Source organism: Dyadobacter flavalbus (assembly GCF_006149045.1).
GTDB classification, from domain to species: domain Bacteria; phylum Bacteroidota; class Bacteroidia; order Cytophagales; family Spirosomataceae; genus Dyadobacter; species Dyadobacter flavalbus.
The window spans coordinates 1-17,328 of sequence record NZ_VBSN01000050.1 but is presented as its reverse complement, the minus strand read 5'-3'; the positions used below and the strand labels follow the sequence as shown (position 1 = coordinate 17,328).

Here is a 17,328-nt window from a genome sequence, read left to right as displayed (position 1 = left end):
TGACTTCCAGGAAGCGGCCGTCCAGATCATGCGTACACATCAGGCCTTGTGCATTCTCGAAGAATGACCTGAAATTATCCTCGCTGTTCCTTAACTTTTTTTCTCTTTCCTTATCTGCGGTAATATCACGGCCGATAGCCAGAAGCGTACCCGTTTCCGGATCTGAGTTTATGCTCCATTGGACCTGGAGATATTCGCCAGCTTGATTTTTAAACCTGATCTCTGCATTACTTCGTGATTCTCCCGCTGACAAACGCACCAGTAATTCGCGTGCCGTTTGAAGATCATCCGGATGCACCAGCGATAGTATGGAGGTTGTCAGAATTGATTCCCGCGGCCATCCCAAAAGTTGGGTGAAAGAAGGGTTAACCTCTTTAAAATACCCTTCCAGGGATGCAACCACAATGATATCCGCAGACAACTGGGCCATGCTTTCAAATTGCCTGAGCTGTCTGATCCTGGTTTGTTCGATGAGCAATACCATGACCTGATCCGCTAACAGCTCCAAAGCCCTTTTTTGATTATCGTTCAGCTTTCTGACTTTTGTGTCTGTCGCACAGATGGTTCCCAGCACATGTCCGTCCGGATCAATCAGCGGTACACCGACGTAAAACCGGATATAAGGCTGATCAGTGACAAAGACGTGGTCCTTAAACCTGCTGTCCAGAGTAGTATCCTCCACTTCCAGAATGGTTTTCTGCTGAATGGTATACCGGCAGAAAGTTAGATCAAGGGCTGTTTCACAGGCATCTATTCCCCGTTTGGATTTATACCATTGTCTATTTTCATCTATAAAGGATATCAGCATCACAGGCACTTCACAAATCAGGGACGCCAGCTCACAAAGCCCGTCAAACTTCTGCTGGGCATGTGTGTCCAGTATATCGTATTTTCTAAGTGCATTCAAGCGGTCCATCTCCTGAACAGGAGTCGTATGATGTTCCATTAATTAGTGGGTAGCTCTAAATTTAAAGACAGGCTTAAACCAGCCGATCCTAATATCAAGCTCTAATATAAAATATATTCTACAACACTACTTCTATAATTGAAATAGTTTATTTTTAAAGAAGATAATATTTATTCTGTTGCAGGTTCCTGTTGTATCAGCCAGCTGGGAAAGTAGTCCAGGAAGGCTGGCGCTTTTACTGGCTGGCTTTAAACAGGAACAGTTCCACCGTATATTACCGAAACAAGGTGACAGTTTGGGGGTTACTATGACCGGTCAAAATATATAAACCCTGTTGGTTTGACGGCAGCTTACATCCGCGCGGGTTCCGGCGAACGGCATACCTGTATTTGTTAGCGACGCAGTGAGATAGGACAGAAAGCAGGTGTTTGAAATGCTATCCAGCGCAAAAAATACTTAGTACCGAACTTGTTGTCGAATTGTTGTCCTAAGTTCTGCTTCTGAGTAGATACTTTTACATATCTAAACTTAACCAGATGATGTCTGTAATTTAGGAGTATTAAATAAATTACACTTGGATAAATTGCATGTCAATGTAATTAATGAATTTGTGAAGATAATCAGTTAACTGCTCTCTACGTAAAATCCATTCGCTAGCAATTAATGGCTTATTGTTTTAAATGATTTCTTAATCTATGCATTTCAGATTTGGCTTGGATCTACCCAACCCGCAACAAATCTTACCTGTAGTATTCCCGACAACCGAAATCATTCATATTGCAAGTAATCGTTCAGCATCTTCTGAGAAAATTTATGATATATGGTAAGGATTTCTGAACTGAGTGGAGGCTTACTAATCTTCGCGTACTGATCAGGACGGGGCTTCAACAAATATTTCGATTTTCAAATTTCAACTGGCCAGTTTTGCAGGTAGAGGTCATATCCTGATAGAAAATCGTTTTAACGAATGTATATTATTTACACATTAATTGATACGCTTCCATTTTGACACCGAAAATATGGGCGTACTATTTTCTGCCTGAAGCTCCATAGTATCCGCATAAAATTTAGGGGTGTAGTAAAATCTTAATAAATACCCATCCTCCCGCAGAGTTCCAATATTCAGGAGTGTATCGATCCAGTATTTTCTTGTATATGTTTGCTTCGTAGCATATACGTACTCCAACAAAATGCTATCAGGGAGAAATTGCCTAGATGCAAGTGGTTTAACAATGGGTGGTCGGTATTCTCCATTACCGAGATAAAATTCTTCCCATTTTCCAAGAATAGCTTGTCGTGGGTCGATTTCATCATTTTTACATCCAGCAACGAATAATACGAACATAAATATGCCGAGTATTTTCCTAATATCTTTCATGTAGTCCATGGATTTTTCAATTTAAGACAGCTAATCAATATCAATAGTTGTTACTATTTTGATAAAACCCGGTTTTTATATGTAATAAATGGATGTCTAGAGTTTCAGCGTCATTCCCCCATTCATTGTTGCAGGTAAATATGTAAACACAATCTTCGTATTACACAAATAGCAATATAACACAGTAGAATTGGTAATATCAACCAGAATAGCTTAAAACAATGATAAAGTTTATTTACTTTATAATTACACTATTTTAAATAGAGTTAAAGATTCAACAAGCCACTTCTTAATTTGTTACTGGTCATCACTAATTGATATTTGTCTAAAATAATTTCCTTTTCTAATAAAGCTGTTTTAGTAATTTCTGTTTGAAATCATATGTAAATTCTTAAAGATGTTTTAAAAGTGATTTTTTTGAACTTGAAATTGTCTGCGGTCCAGGACACACTTACAGTCTTGAAAGCATTTGTAAATGAGTTCCAATGAGTACAGAAGTTAGAACTAACGACAAATGCCAAACCAAGAAGCGTTGCTCCTTTGATCTGGCGTTTGTTGTTATTTGTATAATAGCAAATAGGTATCGAATGCTGCTAAATAATCCTTTTATTCTGCCAAAATCAGTTTGACTATCTCTGTGGTTTTTTCTGATGCAACCCTGAGCATGTAAATTCCCGGTGCCAGTGAAAGTTCAGATACGTCCACATGGATCTTACTGCCTGCTGCTGGCTGTTTGGTGGTCTTTATCTCATAATCCTGGCCTGCCGAATTAATAATTTTCAAGTCTACATTTCCGGTGTGCTTGTCTGATAACAGCAAGTTAAACTGCCCGGTGACAGGATTTGGCGAGATGAATGATTGCCCGTCCGCTTCGCCGGAAAGCAGACTTGCATTCTCGGTACCGGCACGGGCAGCAGGATTGGCGGCGCTTACAATCTTCATGATTAGTTGCGGTGGGTTGGCCAAATTTTCACGGCTGTTAAATACCAGTCTGGTATTGCGGTTACTGGAATCGGTCAGCAAAAAACTGACGAGTGCATCTCCGGCTTGCTGTTGCTCCTTCACATAACCAGTTACATCGATTTCATAATACTGAAACATGTTGCTGACAGGCACAAAGCCCAGCTTCGGCGTAGAAGCAACTGGTGCATTCACGCTTGTGATAAAGTTTTCGGACCAGGAATCGTCATCAATGCCAAATGCATGAAGGTAAATCTCCTTATCGTTTTCATGTTTTCGCCCGTATACACGCAGTTTGGCGGAACTTACTTCACCGGCCTGCGGCAATGAAAACCTAAGATAACTATTGCGTGACCCGAAAGCGTAATTATTTATGTTTTTGACGTCCAGGTACGTTTCTGATCCGTAATTGGCCGACTTGCTCCTGAAATCAACCGCTGCATCTGCAACCGGCGACAGGACCGATCCACTTGGCAGCACTTCGATTGCCGAGACCCGCGGCAGATCAGCCAGACCTTTGACAAAGTTGATATTCAGCATACCGTCTGTGACCATGACAGAAAATGTTTTCTGCACCGTCTTCATTGCTCCGCCTGCTGCTGCATAAATATCAAAGTTGGTCAGTACTCGGCTTCCTTCCATATCGATATGAAACTGCCTCTTTCCTGCACCGCCTGCAGTACCTGATGGCGCACCGTACCAGGTTTCGGCAAATTGAAGGACAACGTTGAACAATCCATTATTTACCGGAATGTTGTAATTAAAGTCTGGTGTACACCTGCCTGAACGATACAGATCGTCATCCACTGTATTCAGGATATCGCCGGTGGCCATGGAACTCGTACGGTTTGTGCCTGTAAAATACCTGTCTGCGCTAAACTGTTTTCCATTGGAGGTTGTGACTGCGCTGCCACCCGCATTGATACGGATTTCAGTTCCTGCAACATCTTCATTCTCTACGGTCAGCCAGAACGAGTATGTTCCTCTTTCATTATTGGGGCTAATCAAAAAAACATTTGCTCGGTAATTCCCGGAAGCAAGCCCCTTGGAGTTAATGCTAAATGTAATTTCATGGTTATCTATTAATTTAGCGTTAAGCCAGTCACTTCCTTCTGACTTGAGAATGGTCAACTGTTCAACAGAAGCAGGAACACTAAAATACGCACTTTGCGGGGACGATACTACACCCGACTTACTTGTAAAATCAAAAGTAGACTTGCCTGCAACATAACCAAATCTGCCAAAATCGAGCTTCGCGTACAATTTAAGGATACTAAAATCCTGACCTCCATTGTATGGAAAACCACCTCGTTGACTCAAGGTTCTAGCGACTACATAGCTGCCGTCCGAGGTTTCGTCTATTGCTAAATGCGTATCGGTAACCCATCCAAATATGGAATTATCCCAGAGCCGGTTGCCTTTTGGCGAGAGCTTGATGACCCACACTTCCTCGCCATAATTACTGCTTCGAGATTTACTCCGGCCTCTTTTGCCACTGGAACGGCCACCGAGGAAATATCCTCCATCACTGGTCTGACGAACACTTTCCAAAAAGCTGGAACCTGTGTACACATTGTTTTGAAGATAAGTGACACCTCCGAAAGTCCTGTCCCATTCTTTGCTGCCACTTGCATTCAGTTTCAGGATCCAGTAGTCCGTCATTCCGTTTTCCGAGGTGCCGCTTTTGTCCCCGTTTGCATTGGTATTAGAACTTCCGCCCAGTATATAGCCATTGTCTGTAGTCACATCCAGTGAGCGAAGCCGGTCCTGCCCGGTGCCGCCAAACGTTTTGTCCCACAGCTTTTCACCAGATGAACTGATTTTCACAATCCAGTAATCCGAGCCGCCTTTTGTACCCGTGCTCATGTCATTACCTGCACTGGATTGTGTATTGCCGCCAAGAATGTATCCGCCGTCCGCCGTTTGTCTGACAATACTTAATGAATCCGCTGCACTGCCTCCGAAGGTTTTGTCCCACTGCTTTAATCCGGCTGCATCCAGCTTGATAACCCAGAAATCCGATGACTGGCTGGACCGGCTTTTGTCCAAACCGCCCCCCGAATCAGATGTTCCGCCCAAGATATAGCCGCCGTCAGCGGTTTGTATAATGGAAGTCAAGCCATCCTGACCCATACCGCCAAAGGTTTTATCCCAAACCTTCATTCCGTTTGCTGATACTTTGATGATCCAGTAATCCGTATTCAGAATGCCATCAGCATTGTATCCACCCTTATTGTCTGCGCTTTTTTCCCTGCCTGCATTGGAGCGGGAAGTTCCGCCGAGAATGTAGCCACCATCCGAAGTTTGCATCAGAGAGGTGAGATTGTCAGTATCATTGCTGCCATAAGTCATATCCCATTCCTTTTTGCCGATAGCAGAAAGTTTTACAATCCAGTAATCGTTAAGTCCCCTGGCATTTGCCGTTTTATAGCCGCCAATCCCGGACCCCGACGATCCGCCCAGCATGTAGCCGCCATCTGAAGTGTGCTGCATGGCATATAATGTGTCATTGCCCGGACCTCCGATGACCTGACCCCAATCGATACCTGGAGTCGAAGCAACATAGCCATCACCTGACTGAGCAAAAAGCTCTGGGCCGAATACCATGAAAGAAGTAAAGACAAGCTGTGTAGCCCGCAAACAATGTTTTGTTGAGAAAGAAAAACACAGGAGAAATTTCAGCATAATAGTAAGATAAACCTTTGAGAGACAAGAAATAAAAGCATTTGGCAACACATAGTTACTAATTGTATACCTGATTGAAGATAGCTGATTAAAAAACAGGCCTTCTTAATATTAAACATCCTAAATCTTCTTAATACTTACATTTCTTTGTGAAGGATGTTAATTATCAGGTTACCATATTTTAACTTTTATCTTGTCTTAGTTTCGTAAAGTTGGCTAAACGATCTGATTAGATTTGGCAAGTAGTATTATTACCTTTGGCTTGACTGTATGCTGTCGAAATAAGCTGACAATCTGGACTAACTTATCTAAATATTTTCAACCTTAAATAAACAAGTAACTCAATGCACTATATGTACCATTTGGCATAACATGTGATATATAGCAGAAAGTAAGTTATGGAATATAACTTAATGTTGTCTTGTAAACAAGAAAACCACCTATCCTGATGGATCAGCGGTCTTCTCGTTTACTCTCCTATATAATACCTGATTATTCAGTTACGAGCACTTTAAGCACTTCCGAAAACTCCTTGGACTGGACTTTCAAAAGATACATACCTGCTGGCAACTGGCCGGGCAGGCCTACTTTCAGTCTGGATGTGTTGGCTTCGGTCTCAGGGCGCTGCAACTGAAACCGGCTGCCTGCCATGTTCGTCAGCTCTAAGTCAACATCGCTTTTGTGGCCGGAAGAGACTTCTAGCATGATGTGTTCCTTGGCAGGGTTGGGGTAAATCACCGAGCTGAGAGCTGTGTTACTTTCAAATGCTTCCTCACTTTCATTTCCCAAACGCGTAACCTGATTAGTGGTATTATCCGTCACAATCACCAGCTGAGGCACAAAGCCGGACGGGTTTTCTTTGCTGTGAAAGTTCATCAGGAACCGTCGGTTTGCAAGAATACCTAAGCTTACGATTTGATCACCCACTGCCTGGGCTGCAACGTACTGGGTTACGTCAATCTCCCAATATTTGAGCGTTTCGTTTACAAAGACGTGTGAGCCCATAAAACGGCCCATTGTTGGTGCATTATTCCAGGTGATCCCATTCTCAGTCCAGCTGTCATCATCGACAGGCACTGCATTCACATCCACTGACGTGTCTGCCTCATGGTTATTGCCGTACAAACGAAGCTTCGCTGATTTCACATTGGTGATGCCAGGGATCGCAAAGCGTAGGTAAGCCTGGCGAACCTGTCCGACTTGTCCTCGGGATTTGGCAGAAAGTAGAGGATCAGAACCGAAATTTTGATTTGCATACTTCTCTTCTCGTACAAATGCATCCGCCACAGGAGTAAAGGTCAGCGTGCGCTGCGGGGAAGGCAGGACTTCAATGGCCGAAACCCGGGGCAGATCCGCAGCTCCGGTCAGAAAGTCGATGTTGAGCATGCCGTCTGTGACATTGACGGTGAAGGTTTCTGCCGTGGCAAGCATCGCTCCGCCTGCTTTGGCAAAGATATCATAGTTGGTCAGTTTGCGGATGCTTTCCATGTTGACATGAAACTGACGGCTGCCTTTTCCGCCTTTTTTGCCCGGAGCCCCGAAGTATGTTTCGGCAAAATGTAAGTATACGCTGAACTCGCCATTGGGTACCGGTATATTGTAGCTGAAAGCTGGCGAACAGCGTGCGGACTGGTATAGTATGTCATTGCTAGTATTCGGAATATCGCCGGTTGCAATGGAGCTGACACGGTCGATGCCGGCGTAATATTTATCTGCTATGAACAGCTTTTTGGTGGCAGTTGTAAAAGCAGGGCCGCCCGCGTTGATGCGGATCGGGGCTTGCGGGAGTGTTGGTTGTTCTGGTGCAAGTTTGACTATCCAATAATCAGATCTCCCATTAATTGCCTCAGTTCTGTCTGAAGGTGCATTTTCCGGTGAGGGATCAGCATAAGGAACGGCCGTAGTCCCGCCGATCATGATTCCGCCGTCGGTGGTTTTCAACATGACACGTAGGATGTCATTACCATTGCCCCCGATCGTTTTATCCCAGAGAATTGCGCCAGTTGAACTTACTTTTACGATCCAGAAATCGTCTTGGCCTCTTGTTGTTTCTGTTTTGTCACCGCCCGCTTTTGATTCGGAATAGCCACCGACGAGATAACCTCCATCAGGTGTCTGCACGATTGATGTCAAATCTTCACTATATGCCCCCTGACCATTCTCCACGGGTGGCAAATCAAGCGTCGCAATGATTTTGTCCCATTCTACTTCTCTTGCTGCGTTCAGCTTGACAATCCAGTAATCGGCTCCATCAGCATTTTCTGACTGGTCGCCACCGGCTCTGGCACTTGATGATCCCCCGAGAATGTAGCCTCCGTCCGGAGTTTCCTGAAATTCACTTAACCAGGCGATGTTGTTGTCGGGACCAATCGTGTCTTCCCACAGCAGTGTTCCATCGATTGCCAGCTTTTTTATTTCATAACTTCCTTCGACACCATCGTAAGTTTCCCAGCCTCCGAGCAAGTATCCGCCATCGGAAGCAATGTTCAGGCTTGTCAATGACTCGTTGGGGGTTATTGACCCAATGGTCCGGTCCCATTCAATGTTTCCGTTGCTGGCAATCTTGACAATCCATAAGTCTTCGTTTTCTGATTGGCCGTGGTTATCTTCTGACTTATCTCCGCTTTTGTTTGATGTCGAAGCACCACCGAGGATATAGCCGCCGTCGGAGGTCTGGCGCACTACTTTCAGCCCCTGGCTTTCGCTGCCGCCATAGCTTCTATCCCATTGTTTTGTGCCATTTGCATCGATTTTTACTACCCAATAATCTTCATTATAATACTCAGTTCCCTTTCGGCCCGCAGACTTGTTGCCACTTACGGGTGAGTTTGAGTTACCGCCAAGTATGTAACCCCCGTCGGCGGTTTGCCGGACAGAAGTGAGCTCGTCCGTACCCGATCCCCCGAAAGTTTTATCCCATTCTTTGGTACCATTAGCCGATAGTTTCACTACCCAAAAATCCTTGCCTCCCTTTGAGCCCTGCGATTTATCGCCTCCGGCAGGTGAATCTGATGTTCCACCGATGATGTATCCACCGTCAGAGGTTTGCTGCATATCCGAAAGTTGCTCGGCTGCCATACCTCCAATTGTTTTATCCCACTGGATAGCAGGCTGTGCGTAAACACCTGCCTGAGCGAAGACGAGTAAGGCAAGCAGAGACTTGATAAAACGCTTAAAACGTAAAGTATTTTTCATTTAAATATCGGTTAGGCAAATATGTAGTTACAACCTCTTAATGTAAGGAGGATGTGGAATCTTTCAAAGCATTAGTTATTTGGTGGTATAAGAGAAAGAGCTCCCTGCATTGGCCTCTTCCCAAAAAACTGGACAATTTAAAACTTTGAAAAATCTGTCGGTTTGTTAGTTGTTTCGCCCTATTGTTATTCGGACAGTTTTGGCAAATCAGTTTAGAAGACTTTGCGTCTTATTTACCAATGCGAAGCTAGCCTTCGCTTCATGATTATCAAAGGCTTTGCAAGTTCCCGATGCCGTATGTGTTTAACATACCCTCAGATCCAGCCTCCCGCAAAATCTGCCGCATTTTCGGTCCGAATCTTTTGTTCTAATGTAAATTGTCTTCGTGTTCCCATTTGAAATCTAATTAACCGGACTAAATCTTTTTAAAATTTAGTCCGGTTAATTTGGGGGCTAGAACAATAGCATATTTGCCATAAGATGATTACAAAGCCGGATTTAATTTAAATTCCTGTACATCTTTGGTGAGAAGCCCGTTTTGTTCTTAAAGAGCTTTGTGAAGTGGGATGGGTGCTCAAACCCTAGCTCGTAGGCAATCGTACTGATCGGAGCATCGGTGCTCCACAGTAATTGTTTTGCTTTATCGATCACTCTTAAATGGATATGTTCGTAGGTCGACTTGCCGGTGTATTTGGTCAATAAATCCGTCAGGTAGTTGGGTGACAAATTCAGCTGCTGCGCAAAATATTTTACATCCGGTAACCCCGAATCTATTAGGGTACTTTGAAAAAAATAATCATTTAAAATCCTTTCAAAACGTTCAACGATTTCATTGCTCACCCTCGCCCTAGAAAGAAACTGCCGGTCATAAAACCTTGAACAGTTCAAAAGCAGCAGTTCCAGATTGGTTAGAATAAGATTATATGAATGTGCGTCCAGATTGGTTGAAATTTCCCTTACTATATTTGCCAGGCAATCTTGCAGCACTTTCTCTTCTGCCTCCGAAATGTGCAGGCATTCATGGGTATCATAGCCAAAAAATGTGTAATTGGTCAGATACCGGCCCTTCGTGCTGGCATGCAAGAAATCCGGATGGATGTAAATCGCCCAGCCTTCAACCTTATTTTCAATGCCCGGCGAGAGCACCTGGTTTGGTGCCGTAAACATGAGTGAGCCTTCAGAAAAATCATAATCCGTGCGCCCGTATTTGAATGAACCTTCTATTTTCTTACAAGCAATCGAATATAGATCCAAACGATAAGAAGCGTCGGGCTCTCTATGTGTTCTGTCGACTTTGGCCAAATCCACAATGGCTATCAAAGGATGGATTGGTTTTCCAAAGCGGAAAAACGAAAGCAGCTCTGAAATCGACTTAATATCTATATACCCCATGGCAAAGTAGTAAAAGTCTTGATTTAATATAAAGATAAAGGGGAAAAACCAAAGCATCTCCCCAAAAACCGATCAGATCATGATGCCGCCGCCTACTTCTATGCGCTGCGCATTTACAAAGCGGCTGTCGTCAGAAAGCATCGATGCAACAAAATCGCCTACATCGTCAGCCTGGCCAAGCCTGCCAAGGGCATTCATTGAAGCTAGCTGTTTACGGTGGCTTTCATCACCCTTGCCACCTCCAAAATCAGTGTCGATTGTGCCAGGGGCCACACTGTTTACCCTGATTTTTCTTTCTGCGTATTCCTTTGCAAAATACCGGGTCAAGCCTTCCAAAGCAGACTTTAACGCTCCATATACGGCAACTCCGGGAAACGCAAAACGTGCAAGTGCCGATGAAATGTTGATAATCTGGCCGCCATCTGTAATCAAACTGCTCAGTTTCTGGGTCAGGAAAAATACGCCTTTGAAGTTAACATTCACTATTTTGTCAAATATTTCTTCGGTAGTGTCCTTAATAAGGCTGCGCTGTGCAATACCTGCATTGTTGACCAGATAGTCGAAGTGATTCCGGCTCCATTCACTTTTAAGAAGATGCGAAACCTGGTCGGCAAACCCATCAAAAGTATCTGTTCTGGAAGTATCCAAATGCAGTGCAACAGCTTTGCCACCATTGTCATTGATCTCATTTGCAACAGCCCTCCCCTGTTCAGGATTACTATTATATGTCAGGATCACATCGATGCCACGCTTAGCAGCGCTTATTGCAATACTTTTTCCGATTCCACGGCTACCACCGGTGATCAGGACAATTTTCGTTTTGTTTTTTGGGTCCATAATTAAGTTGTTGTTAGATACAAAGTTCGCCCACATGACCTTGATCAACTTTGACAATTCATGGGAATGCTTATACATTTTACTGAACTCATAGAAATACTGTCAATTTTGAGCATTACATTGTGAGACAGAGATACAAATCGTGAATGCTGTTTATTCAGAAGGTTTCTGTTGAAATAAATTCCTTAATATCATTCATTGCTTCTACTGATTCTTTGGAACCAATATTGGAAATCAACCAAACGTGCTTTTGGCCCTGAAACTCTTTCAGCTTCGATTTTGCCTGAATTGGCTGGATGTACCCGTAGAAGTTTTTTGAATCATCATTCAGCACTTCGTCCGTACCAACCAATATGATAACAGGAGGAAATTGTTTAAACTTTAATTCGCTTGGGTCAGCCTCTTTCAGATCATCCGGAGCATATAAAAGCGCATGGTCGTGTAACATCTTTTTGCTTAATATAGGGTCCAAAGCTTGTCTGGTCACATAAGAATTGTTTTTAGTCTTCAAATCGACCCATGGAGATATCAATGCCAGTGAGTTCGGCAGAGCTACATTTGAATCCATGCAGTCATGAACCAATGTAATTGCCAGCCCGCCACCTGCACTGTCCCCAATCACTGTGAATTGATGATCCGGATACTTTTCTCTCAGCGAGCTGTAAACTCCGAATATTTCATTTTTAGCTGCTGGAAATGGTCTTTCAGGTGCCAGGGAATACTCTACATACAGTATGGGCAATCCCAATGTCTTAGCTAAGTGGCTAATCATCGCTCGGTAAGAATTGATGCTGCCCAAAGCATAGACGCCCCCATGCAGATAAACGACAATGTGCTTTTGCCTGATCAGATTTTCGTTAAACCAATAGCTTTTGACCCCTGCTATGGTAGTCTCATTGACGGTAACAGAGCTTTCCGGCGGGTAGATCTTTCCCAAGGTCTCATAAAATGTTCTCTCCTGGGTTATCTGCGCCATGGTGCTATCTGCAATGGTGCTTTGCGCTGCTGCGGATGTAATACTGATCAGCAGCATACTTAGTGACAAGTATGATTTGAATATGGTTTTCATTGCCCTGTGTTTTAAATCTTTAAAAGTTAATTTGATATCACTCAATCATTTAAAAATGGATAATCGATATACCCCTGCTCTCCGCCGCCAAACATGGTTGCCCTATCCGGCGGGTTAAGCGCTGCGTCTTTTTCAAACCGTTTTGGCAAGTCGGGATTTGCAAGGAACAGTGTGCCAAAAGAGATGAGTCCAGCGATCCCTTTTTCAAGTTCTGCCTCGCCCGAAGCCTTGTCATAGCCTGCATTTGCAATGACTGTTTGCCGTATCATTTTGCCAAACAGTTCTATTTCATCATCTGCCGGGTAATGAGCTGGTGATGGGAAGTAAGGGCTGCGCTTCATGAGTTCTATATAAGCAAAATTCAACTTGCCAAGCTCTTCAACCAGGTAAGTATAGGTGCCGGCAGGATCATCCAAAACCATATGGCCATACGGATGAAAAGGTGATATTTTGATCCCTACCCGATCCCCACCAACAGCGCTGATCAATTCCTGCATGATCTCAAGCACGAAACGGGCTTTGTTGGGAATGCTTCCACCATATTCATCTGTTCGCTGGTTTGCACTTTCCGCCAGGAACTGGCTAGGCAGGTAGCCATTTGCAGCGTGAAGTTCTACTCCATCAAAACCTGCCTGGATTGCGTTCCTGGCAGCTTGCCCGTAATCTTTTACTGTTTGCCTAATCTGATCAATGGTAATTTCCTGGGGTGTTTCATAATCTTTTAAGCCCTGCGAGGTAAAATGTTGCATTCCCTGAATAGGAATGGCAGATGGCGCAAGGGGCAATTCTCCATTTCTGTCAATAGAGTGCCCGACCCGGCCTGTGTGCCAGAGCTGTGCGATGATAATTCCTCCATGATCGTGCACAGATTTTGTAACTTTCTTCCAGGCCTCAATCTGGTCGCTGCTGTAAATACCAGGCGTAAGCGGGCTGCCGGTGGCCTGCTCACTTATTCGGATGGCTTCGGTAAAGATTAAGCCTGCACTGGCTCTTTGAGTATAATACTGAACAGTCATATCACCTACAATCCCGTTGTAATCCGCGCGGCTCCTGGTCATGGCAGACATGGCCATTTTGTTCTTTAAAGCCAGTTTTCCCAGCTGTGTTTTTTCTAATAATTTCATGATAATGATTGTTTAAGGCCACCATATGTATGGTGCAAAGATTCTTATATAAATCAGGATGAACTTGTATCAGATCACTGTTCTGATGGAGGGTAATTAGTAGTCACTTATGCAATTACTGGTTGTAAAGCGGAAGGTAAATGTCATTTACAAAAGCTTCCGCAGTTGTCGGCGTGGTCGTCGAGCCGTCCCGCTTTTGATAATTCATAAAGCCGGTTTTGATGGCGGTCCCCATTTCGATCAGGTTGTTGGTGAAATCTTCAGAAAAACCGTTGCCTAAAAAAGCTTGCTTTACCTGCTCTACCGGCAGCTGCACATACGTAAGTTCCGGAATCCCAATGGCGCTGCCGATCATGCCGGTGAATTCTCGATATGTATAATCTCTTGGTCCCATCACGGCGCGTACACTTTTGCCATTAAAGTCAAGGTTTGCCAAATGTGCGGCCGCAATTTGTGCAACATCTGCTGTGGCTACCATCGGTATGGCATGATCCCCATCTGCTACAGTAGCATTGAAGCCCATTTTTTTAACCACACCTATGGTCCGGAGAAAGTTCTCCATGAAATAGGCAGAGCGGATGTGCAACACACTGACATCATTCAACTGGTTTAGCCTGACTTCCTGTTCACCAGTCCCTGCCATGATACCATTGCCTTCATGCATGTGAGAGCCCAGACTGCTCATATTGACAATGTATCTGATGCCGGATTTTTCGATGGCTTCGATTAAAATGCCGGTAACTTGTCTCTGGTAAGCTCTTGTATTCTCGGCCTTTACATTGTCGGGTAACAGTACAAAAGCGCTGTCCGCTTTTTTAAAAGCATCAGTCAGCAACTGCACATTTGTGATATCACCGGCAATGATTTCAGCCCCAAGGCTACGAAATTTTTCTAATTTGTCAGTGTGCCTTGCGATCAATGTTACGTGATGTTGCTGGCTTAAAAGGATTTCTGAAATCTTGCTGCCTACTGTCCCTGTGGCACCGAGTACTACTATTTTCGTTTTCATATTACTAATATTAAAATGTTGTTGATTAACTACTATGCAAAGTTGGCCTGATTGCGGGCGGTAAACTTGTACCAGATCACTGTTCTTACTGTTGTGACCTGTCGCTTATCCATGGAGATTGCCGCTATACATCCCTTCCTCAAAATAAACCGCGTTTGTCCGGGTTATGAACAGTACGATATCACTTGTTTCAACAGCGCGGAATGTTGGGCTCTCGTCTTCGATCAGCACACTTTCGCCTCTGGCCAGGGCCATGGTCTTATTCACGCTGACTTTTCCATCAAACAGGTAGAATAGGAAGGCACAGTTTTCAGATGGCGCTTGTGGAAGGACAATGTCCTGGCCCTTTTCCAGGCGCAGATCCAGAAGCCATGTATCACTTCTTATCTGAAGCGGGTAATCACTGCCTTTGCCTGCTATTTGTCTCCAACGATTATTGCTATACGTATCATGCAATTTGAAGAACTGGACCTTCGGGGTAAGGCCTGCGGTTTCAGGTCTAATAAAAATTTGCAGCCCTTCCAGGGTACCACCCTCTTCCAGCACCTGCTCCTGATGATAAAAGTTTGCACCTGCGTTCATCATCATTAATTTCCGGTTAGAGATGATGTCTGTGTAGCCTTCCGAGTCTAGGTGTTTCACGTTACCGCTTCTCAGGTAAGTGAGGATTTCATCATCCTTATGCGGATGCATGGGGATCAGTGTTCCCGGTGTTATACGCGCATGATCGATTCTTCCAATCGTAGAAAAACCGCTGTCATTACGTTGAGGGCGGGTAAGTCCAGGGTATAAAATCTGTATCCCGAAGCCGCCGTGCTGCTTACCATATTTAATGGTATTATCTATTTTAGACAACATGATCTTGTTGATTGATTGTTAAGGTTAGAATTTCAAGCTGGTAGGCTTAACATTTCTTATCAGGTGCTTACAGGGCATTTTAGTTGACTTCTACAACAACTTTTCCAATGTAGCCGCCTTGCTCAGCATACTGATACGCTTCTTTGTACTGGGCAAATGGAAAAACTTTGTGGATTTCGATGTCCAAACCATTCCTGACGGCTTCTAACAAGGTATCTGTGTACTTTGTAGACGGGCTGGAAAGCACTACAATGTGCTTTTTGGACGTAAAAAGGTTTTTAATAAACGACAATGGGATCTGGATTGGCTTTGGGGTGGGATTCAAAAACAGCGCACTTGATTTCATGATTTTTTTGGCGTTCTCGTAGCCCGTTTTACCGGATAGATCAACGACAATGTCGTAGCCGGCTTGCCTGGAAAGTACATTTTCTTTTGTGTAATCGATCACAGAAGTCGCTCCCCATTTTTTTGCATATGCTACTCCCCTGCTGCTCGTTACGGCAGTTACGTTCGCACCCGTTTGTTTTAATAATTGAAGTAAAAACATGCCAAAGCCACCCGTCGCTCCATTAATCAAAATGCTTGTTTGCGCGCTGATATCACCCATTTTTTCCAATGCAGTAACCGCAGCCGTGCCCACTACGGGAATAGAGGCTGCCTGGGCAAAGCTGATATTAACAGGTTTTTTCCAGATCAGGGAAGATGTTACAGCAACATATTCGGCCGAAACTCCATCTTTCATATTTTTTACCACGCCAAAAACTTCGTCGCCTATTTCAAGGCCACTTACCGAAGATCCAATCTCTTCAACAATACCGGCGAAATCAGTGCCGGTATGTTTGGGGAATTTGGAGCCCGACATCAATGTCATTTCCCCTTTCCTGATTTTCCAATCCATTGGATTAATGGAAAATGCTTTTACTTTGACCAGTACCTGATCCGCTTTGATAGTAGGTTTTGGCTCTTCTACGGTTTGCAACACGTCTGTTGTTCCAAACTCTTTATACACGATGGCTTTCATGATATGCATGTTTAAATGATATCACAAAGTTGCATGCATGCTCAATCCCAAACTTGTATCAGATCACTAATCGGTAACAGTTGTCACTGGAAAATGTGTTCTCTTTAACCAATTTTGTGATTAAGCAGGACTAATAAATCTCAATCAGATCACTATTATGCTTTAAGGCCTTGGGAGGCATTCCAAACATTTCGTACATGTACTTATTGAGTTGGGGAAGATCGTAAAAGCCCGTGTCATAAGCAGTGTCGGTAAGGCTTCTGTCTTTATCGGATAATGTTAAATAAATGGCCTGGCGCAGCCGGGTCCAGAGCAGATATTTGGATAAGCTGCTTCCGGTTTGTTGCTTGAAGAGTGAGGCTAAACGGGATGGGGAAAGAAAGACAATATCGGCAAATGTTTGCGGGGTGATGCTTTGCTCAGAATAGTTGGACCGGATATATTCAATGATTCTTGTAACCCTTTCATCATAACTGGCGGAAGGTAAGTTAGAAACCAGGGCATCAACTATTATTCCCGCATCTAGGTTATCTGCTGGCGTTTGAAAAAAAGAATTTGTTTCGGAAGGCGAATTGAAAACGATGTACTCCTGACTTTCCTTAAAACTGCCTGCCAGTTGTAAACCGACATTCGAATAAGGCTCGATATTCAGTATATTCAGTGTCCCTTTTTCGGCAACGCAAAAATGCCGGACGTGTGGTTTTATTAAAAATCCGTGGATACGCTCATGAAGTTTTCCGCTGATCGTTGAATGAAACGGGAGATCTGGATACTACGGTTCGATTTGTGCCAGTTATTTCGGTCGGATGATGCCAGTCATTACGGTTCAAAACGTGCCAGTTTATTCTGTTGTTGATTACTTGGTTTACGGTTCGAATGATGCCAGTGTTTTT

General features: G+C 43.9%; 12 protein-coding genes. All 12 read right to left on the bottom strand.

Translation table 11 applies throughout. The features are described from left to right. Positions 1–946: PAS domain S-box protein (locus FEM33_RS18795; RefSeq protein WP_139013545.1), on the bottom strand; the 946-nt coding region annotated here is incomplete at its 3' end. 946 nt (positions 947–1,892) lie between these two features. After that, positions 1,893–2,294 (bottom strand): hypothetical protein, encoded by a 402-nt coding sequence (locus FEM33_RS18790; RefSeq protein WP_139013544.1) that lies wholly within the window; start codon positions 2,292–2,294, stop codon positions 1,893–1,895. Between the two features lie 597 nt (positions 2,295–2,891). Further along, positions 2,892–5,885 (bottom strand): CBM96 family carbohydrate-binding protein, encoded by a 2,994-nt coding sequence (locus tag FEM33_RS18785; protein WP_161597185.1) that lies wholly within the window; start codon positions 5,883–5,885, stop codon positions 2,892–2,894. 537 nt (positions 5,886–6,422) lie between these two features. Further along, positions 6,423–9,125, bottom strand: coding sequence for a CBM96 family carbohydrate-binding protein (locus FEM33_RS18780; protein WP_139013542.1), 2,703 nt, complete (start codon positions 9,123–9,125; stop codon positions 6,423–6,425). Positions 9,126–9,623: 498 nt separating this feature from the next. Next, positions 9,624–10,433, bottom strand: a complete 810-nt coding sequence (locus tag FEM33_RS18775; RefSeq protein WP_229214313.1) for a helix-turn-helix domain-containing protein — start codon at positions 10,431–10,433, stop codon at positions 9,624–9,626. A 156-nt stretch (positions 10,434–10,589) separates the two neighbouring features. Continuing rightward, positions 10,590–11,354 (bottom strand): SDR family NAD(P)-dependent oxidoreductase, encoded by a 765-nt coding sequence (locus FEM33_RS18770; RefSeq protein ID WP_139013541.1) that lies wholly within the window; start codon positions 11,352–11,354, stop codon positions 10,590–10,592. A 157-nt stretch (positions 11,355–11,511) separates the two neighbouring features. After that, a complete protein-coding gene (locus FEM33_RS18765; RefSeq protein WP_139013540.1) occupies positions 11,512–12,423 on the bottom strand; it encodes an alpha/beta hydrolase fold domain-containing protein in 912 nt (303 codons plus the stop codon). Positions 12,424–12,464: 41 nt separating this feature from the next. Next, positions 12,465–13,547, bottom strand: a complete 1,083-nt coding sequence (locus tag FEM33_RS18760) for an alkene reductase (protein WP_139013539.1) — start codon at positions 13,545–13,547, stop codon at positions 12,465–12,467. A 115-nt stretch (positions 13,548–13,662) separates the two neighbouring features. Beyond that, entirely contained in the window at positions 13,663–14,556 is an 894-nt protein-coding gene (locus FEM33_RS18755) for an NmrA family NAD(P)-binding protein (protein ID WP_139013538.1), read from the bottom strand. Between the two features lie 105 nt (positions 14,557–14,661). Then, positions 14,662–15,414 (bottom strand): pirin family protein, encoded by a 753-nt coding sequence (locus tag FEM33_RS18750; RefSeq protein WP_139013537.1) that lies wholly within the window; start codon positions 15,412–15,414, stop codon positions 14,662–14,664. A 79-nt stretch (positions 15,415–15,493) separates the two neighbouring features. Further along, positions 15,494–16,435 (bottom strand): NADP-dependent oxidoreductase, encoded by a 942-nt coding sequence (locus tag FEM33_RS18745; RefSeq protein ID WP_161597184.1) that lies wholly within the window; start codon positions 16,433–16,435, stop codon positions 15,494–15,496. Positions 16,436–16,565: 130 nt separating this feature from the next. Continuing rightward, a complete protein-coding gene (locus FEM33_RS27090; RefSeq protein WP_374756439.1) occupies positions 16,566–16,823 on the bottom strand; it encodes a helix-turn-helix domain-containing protein in 258 nt (85 codons plus the stop codon). Positions 16,824–17,328: the final 505 nt, after the last annotated feature.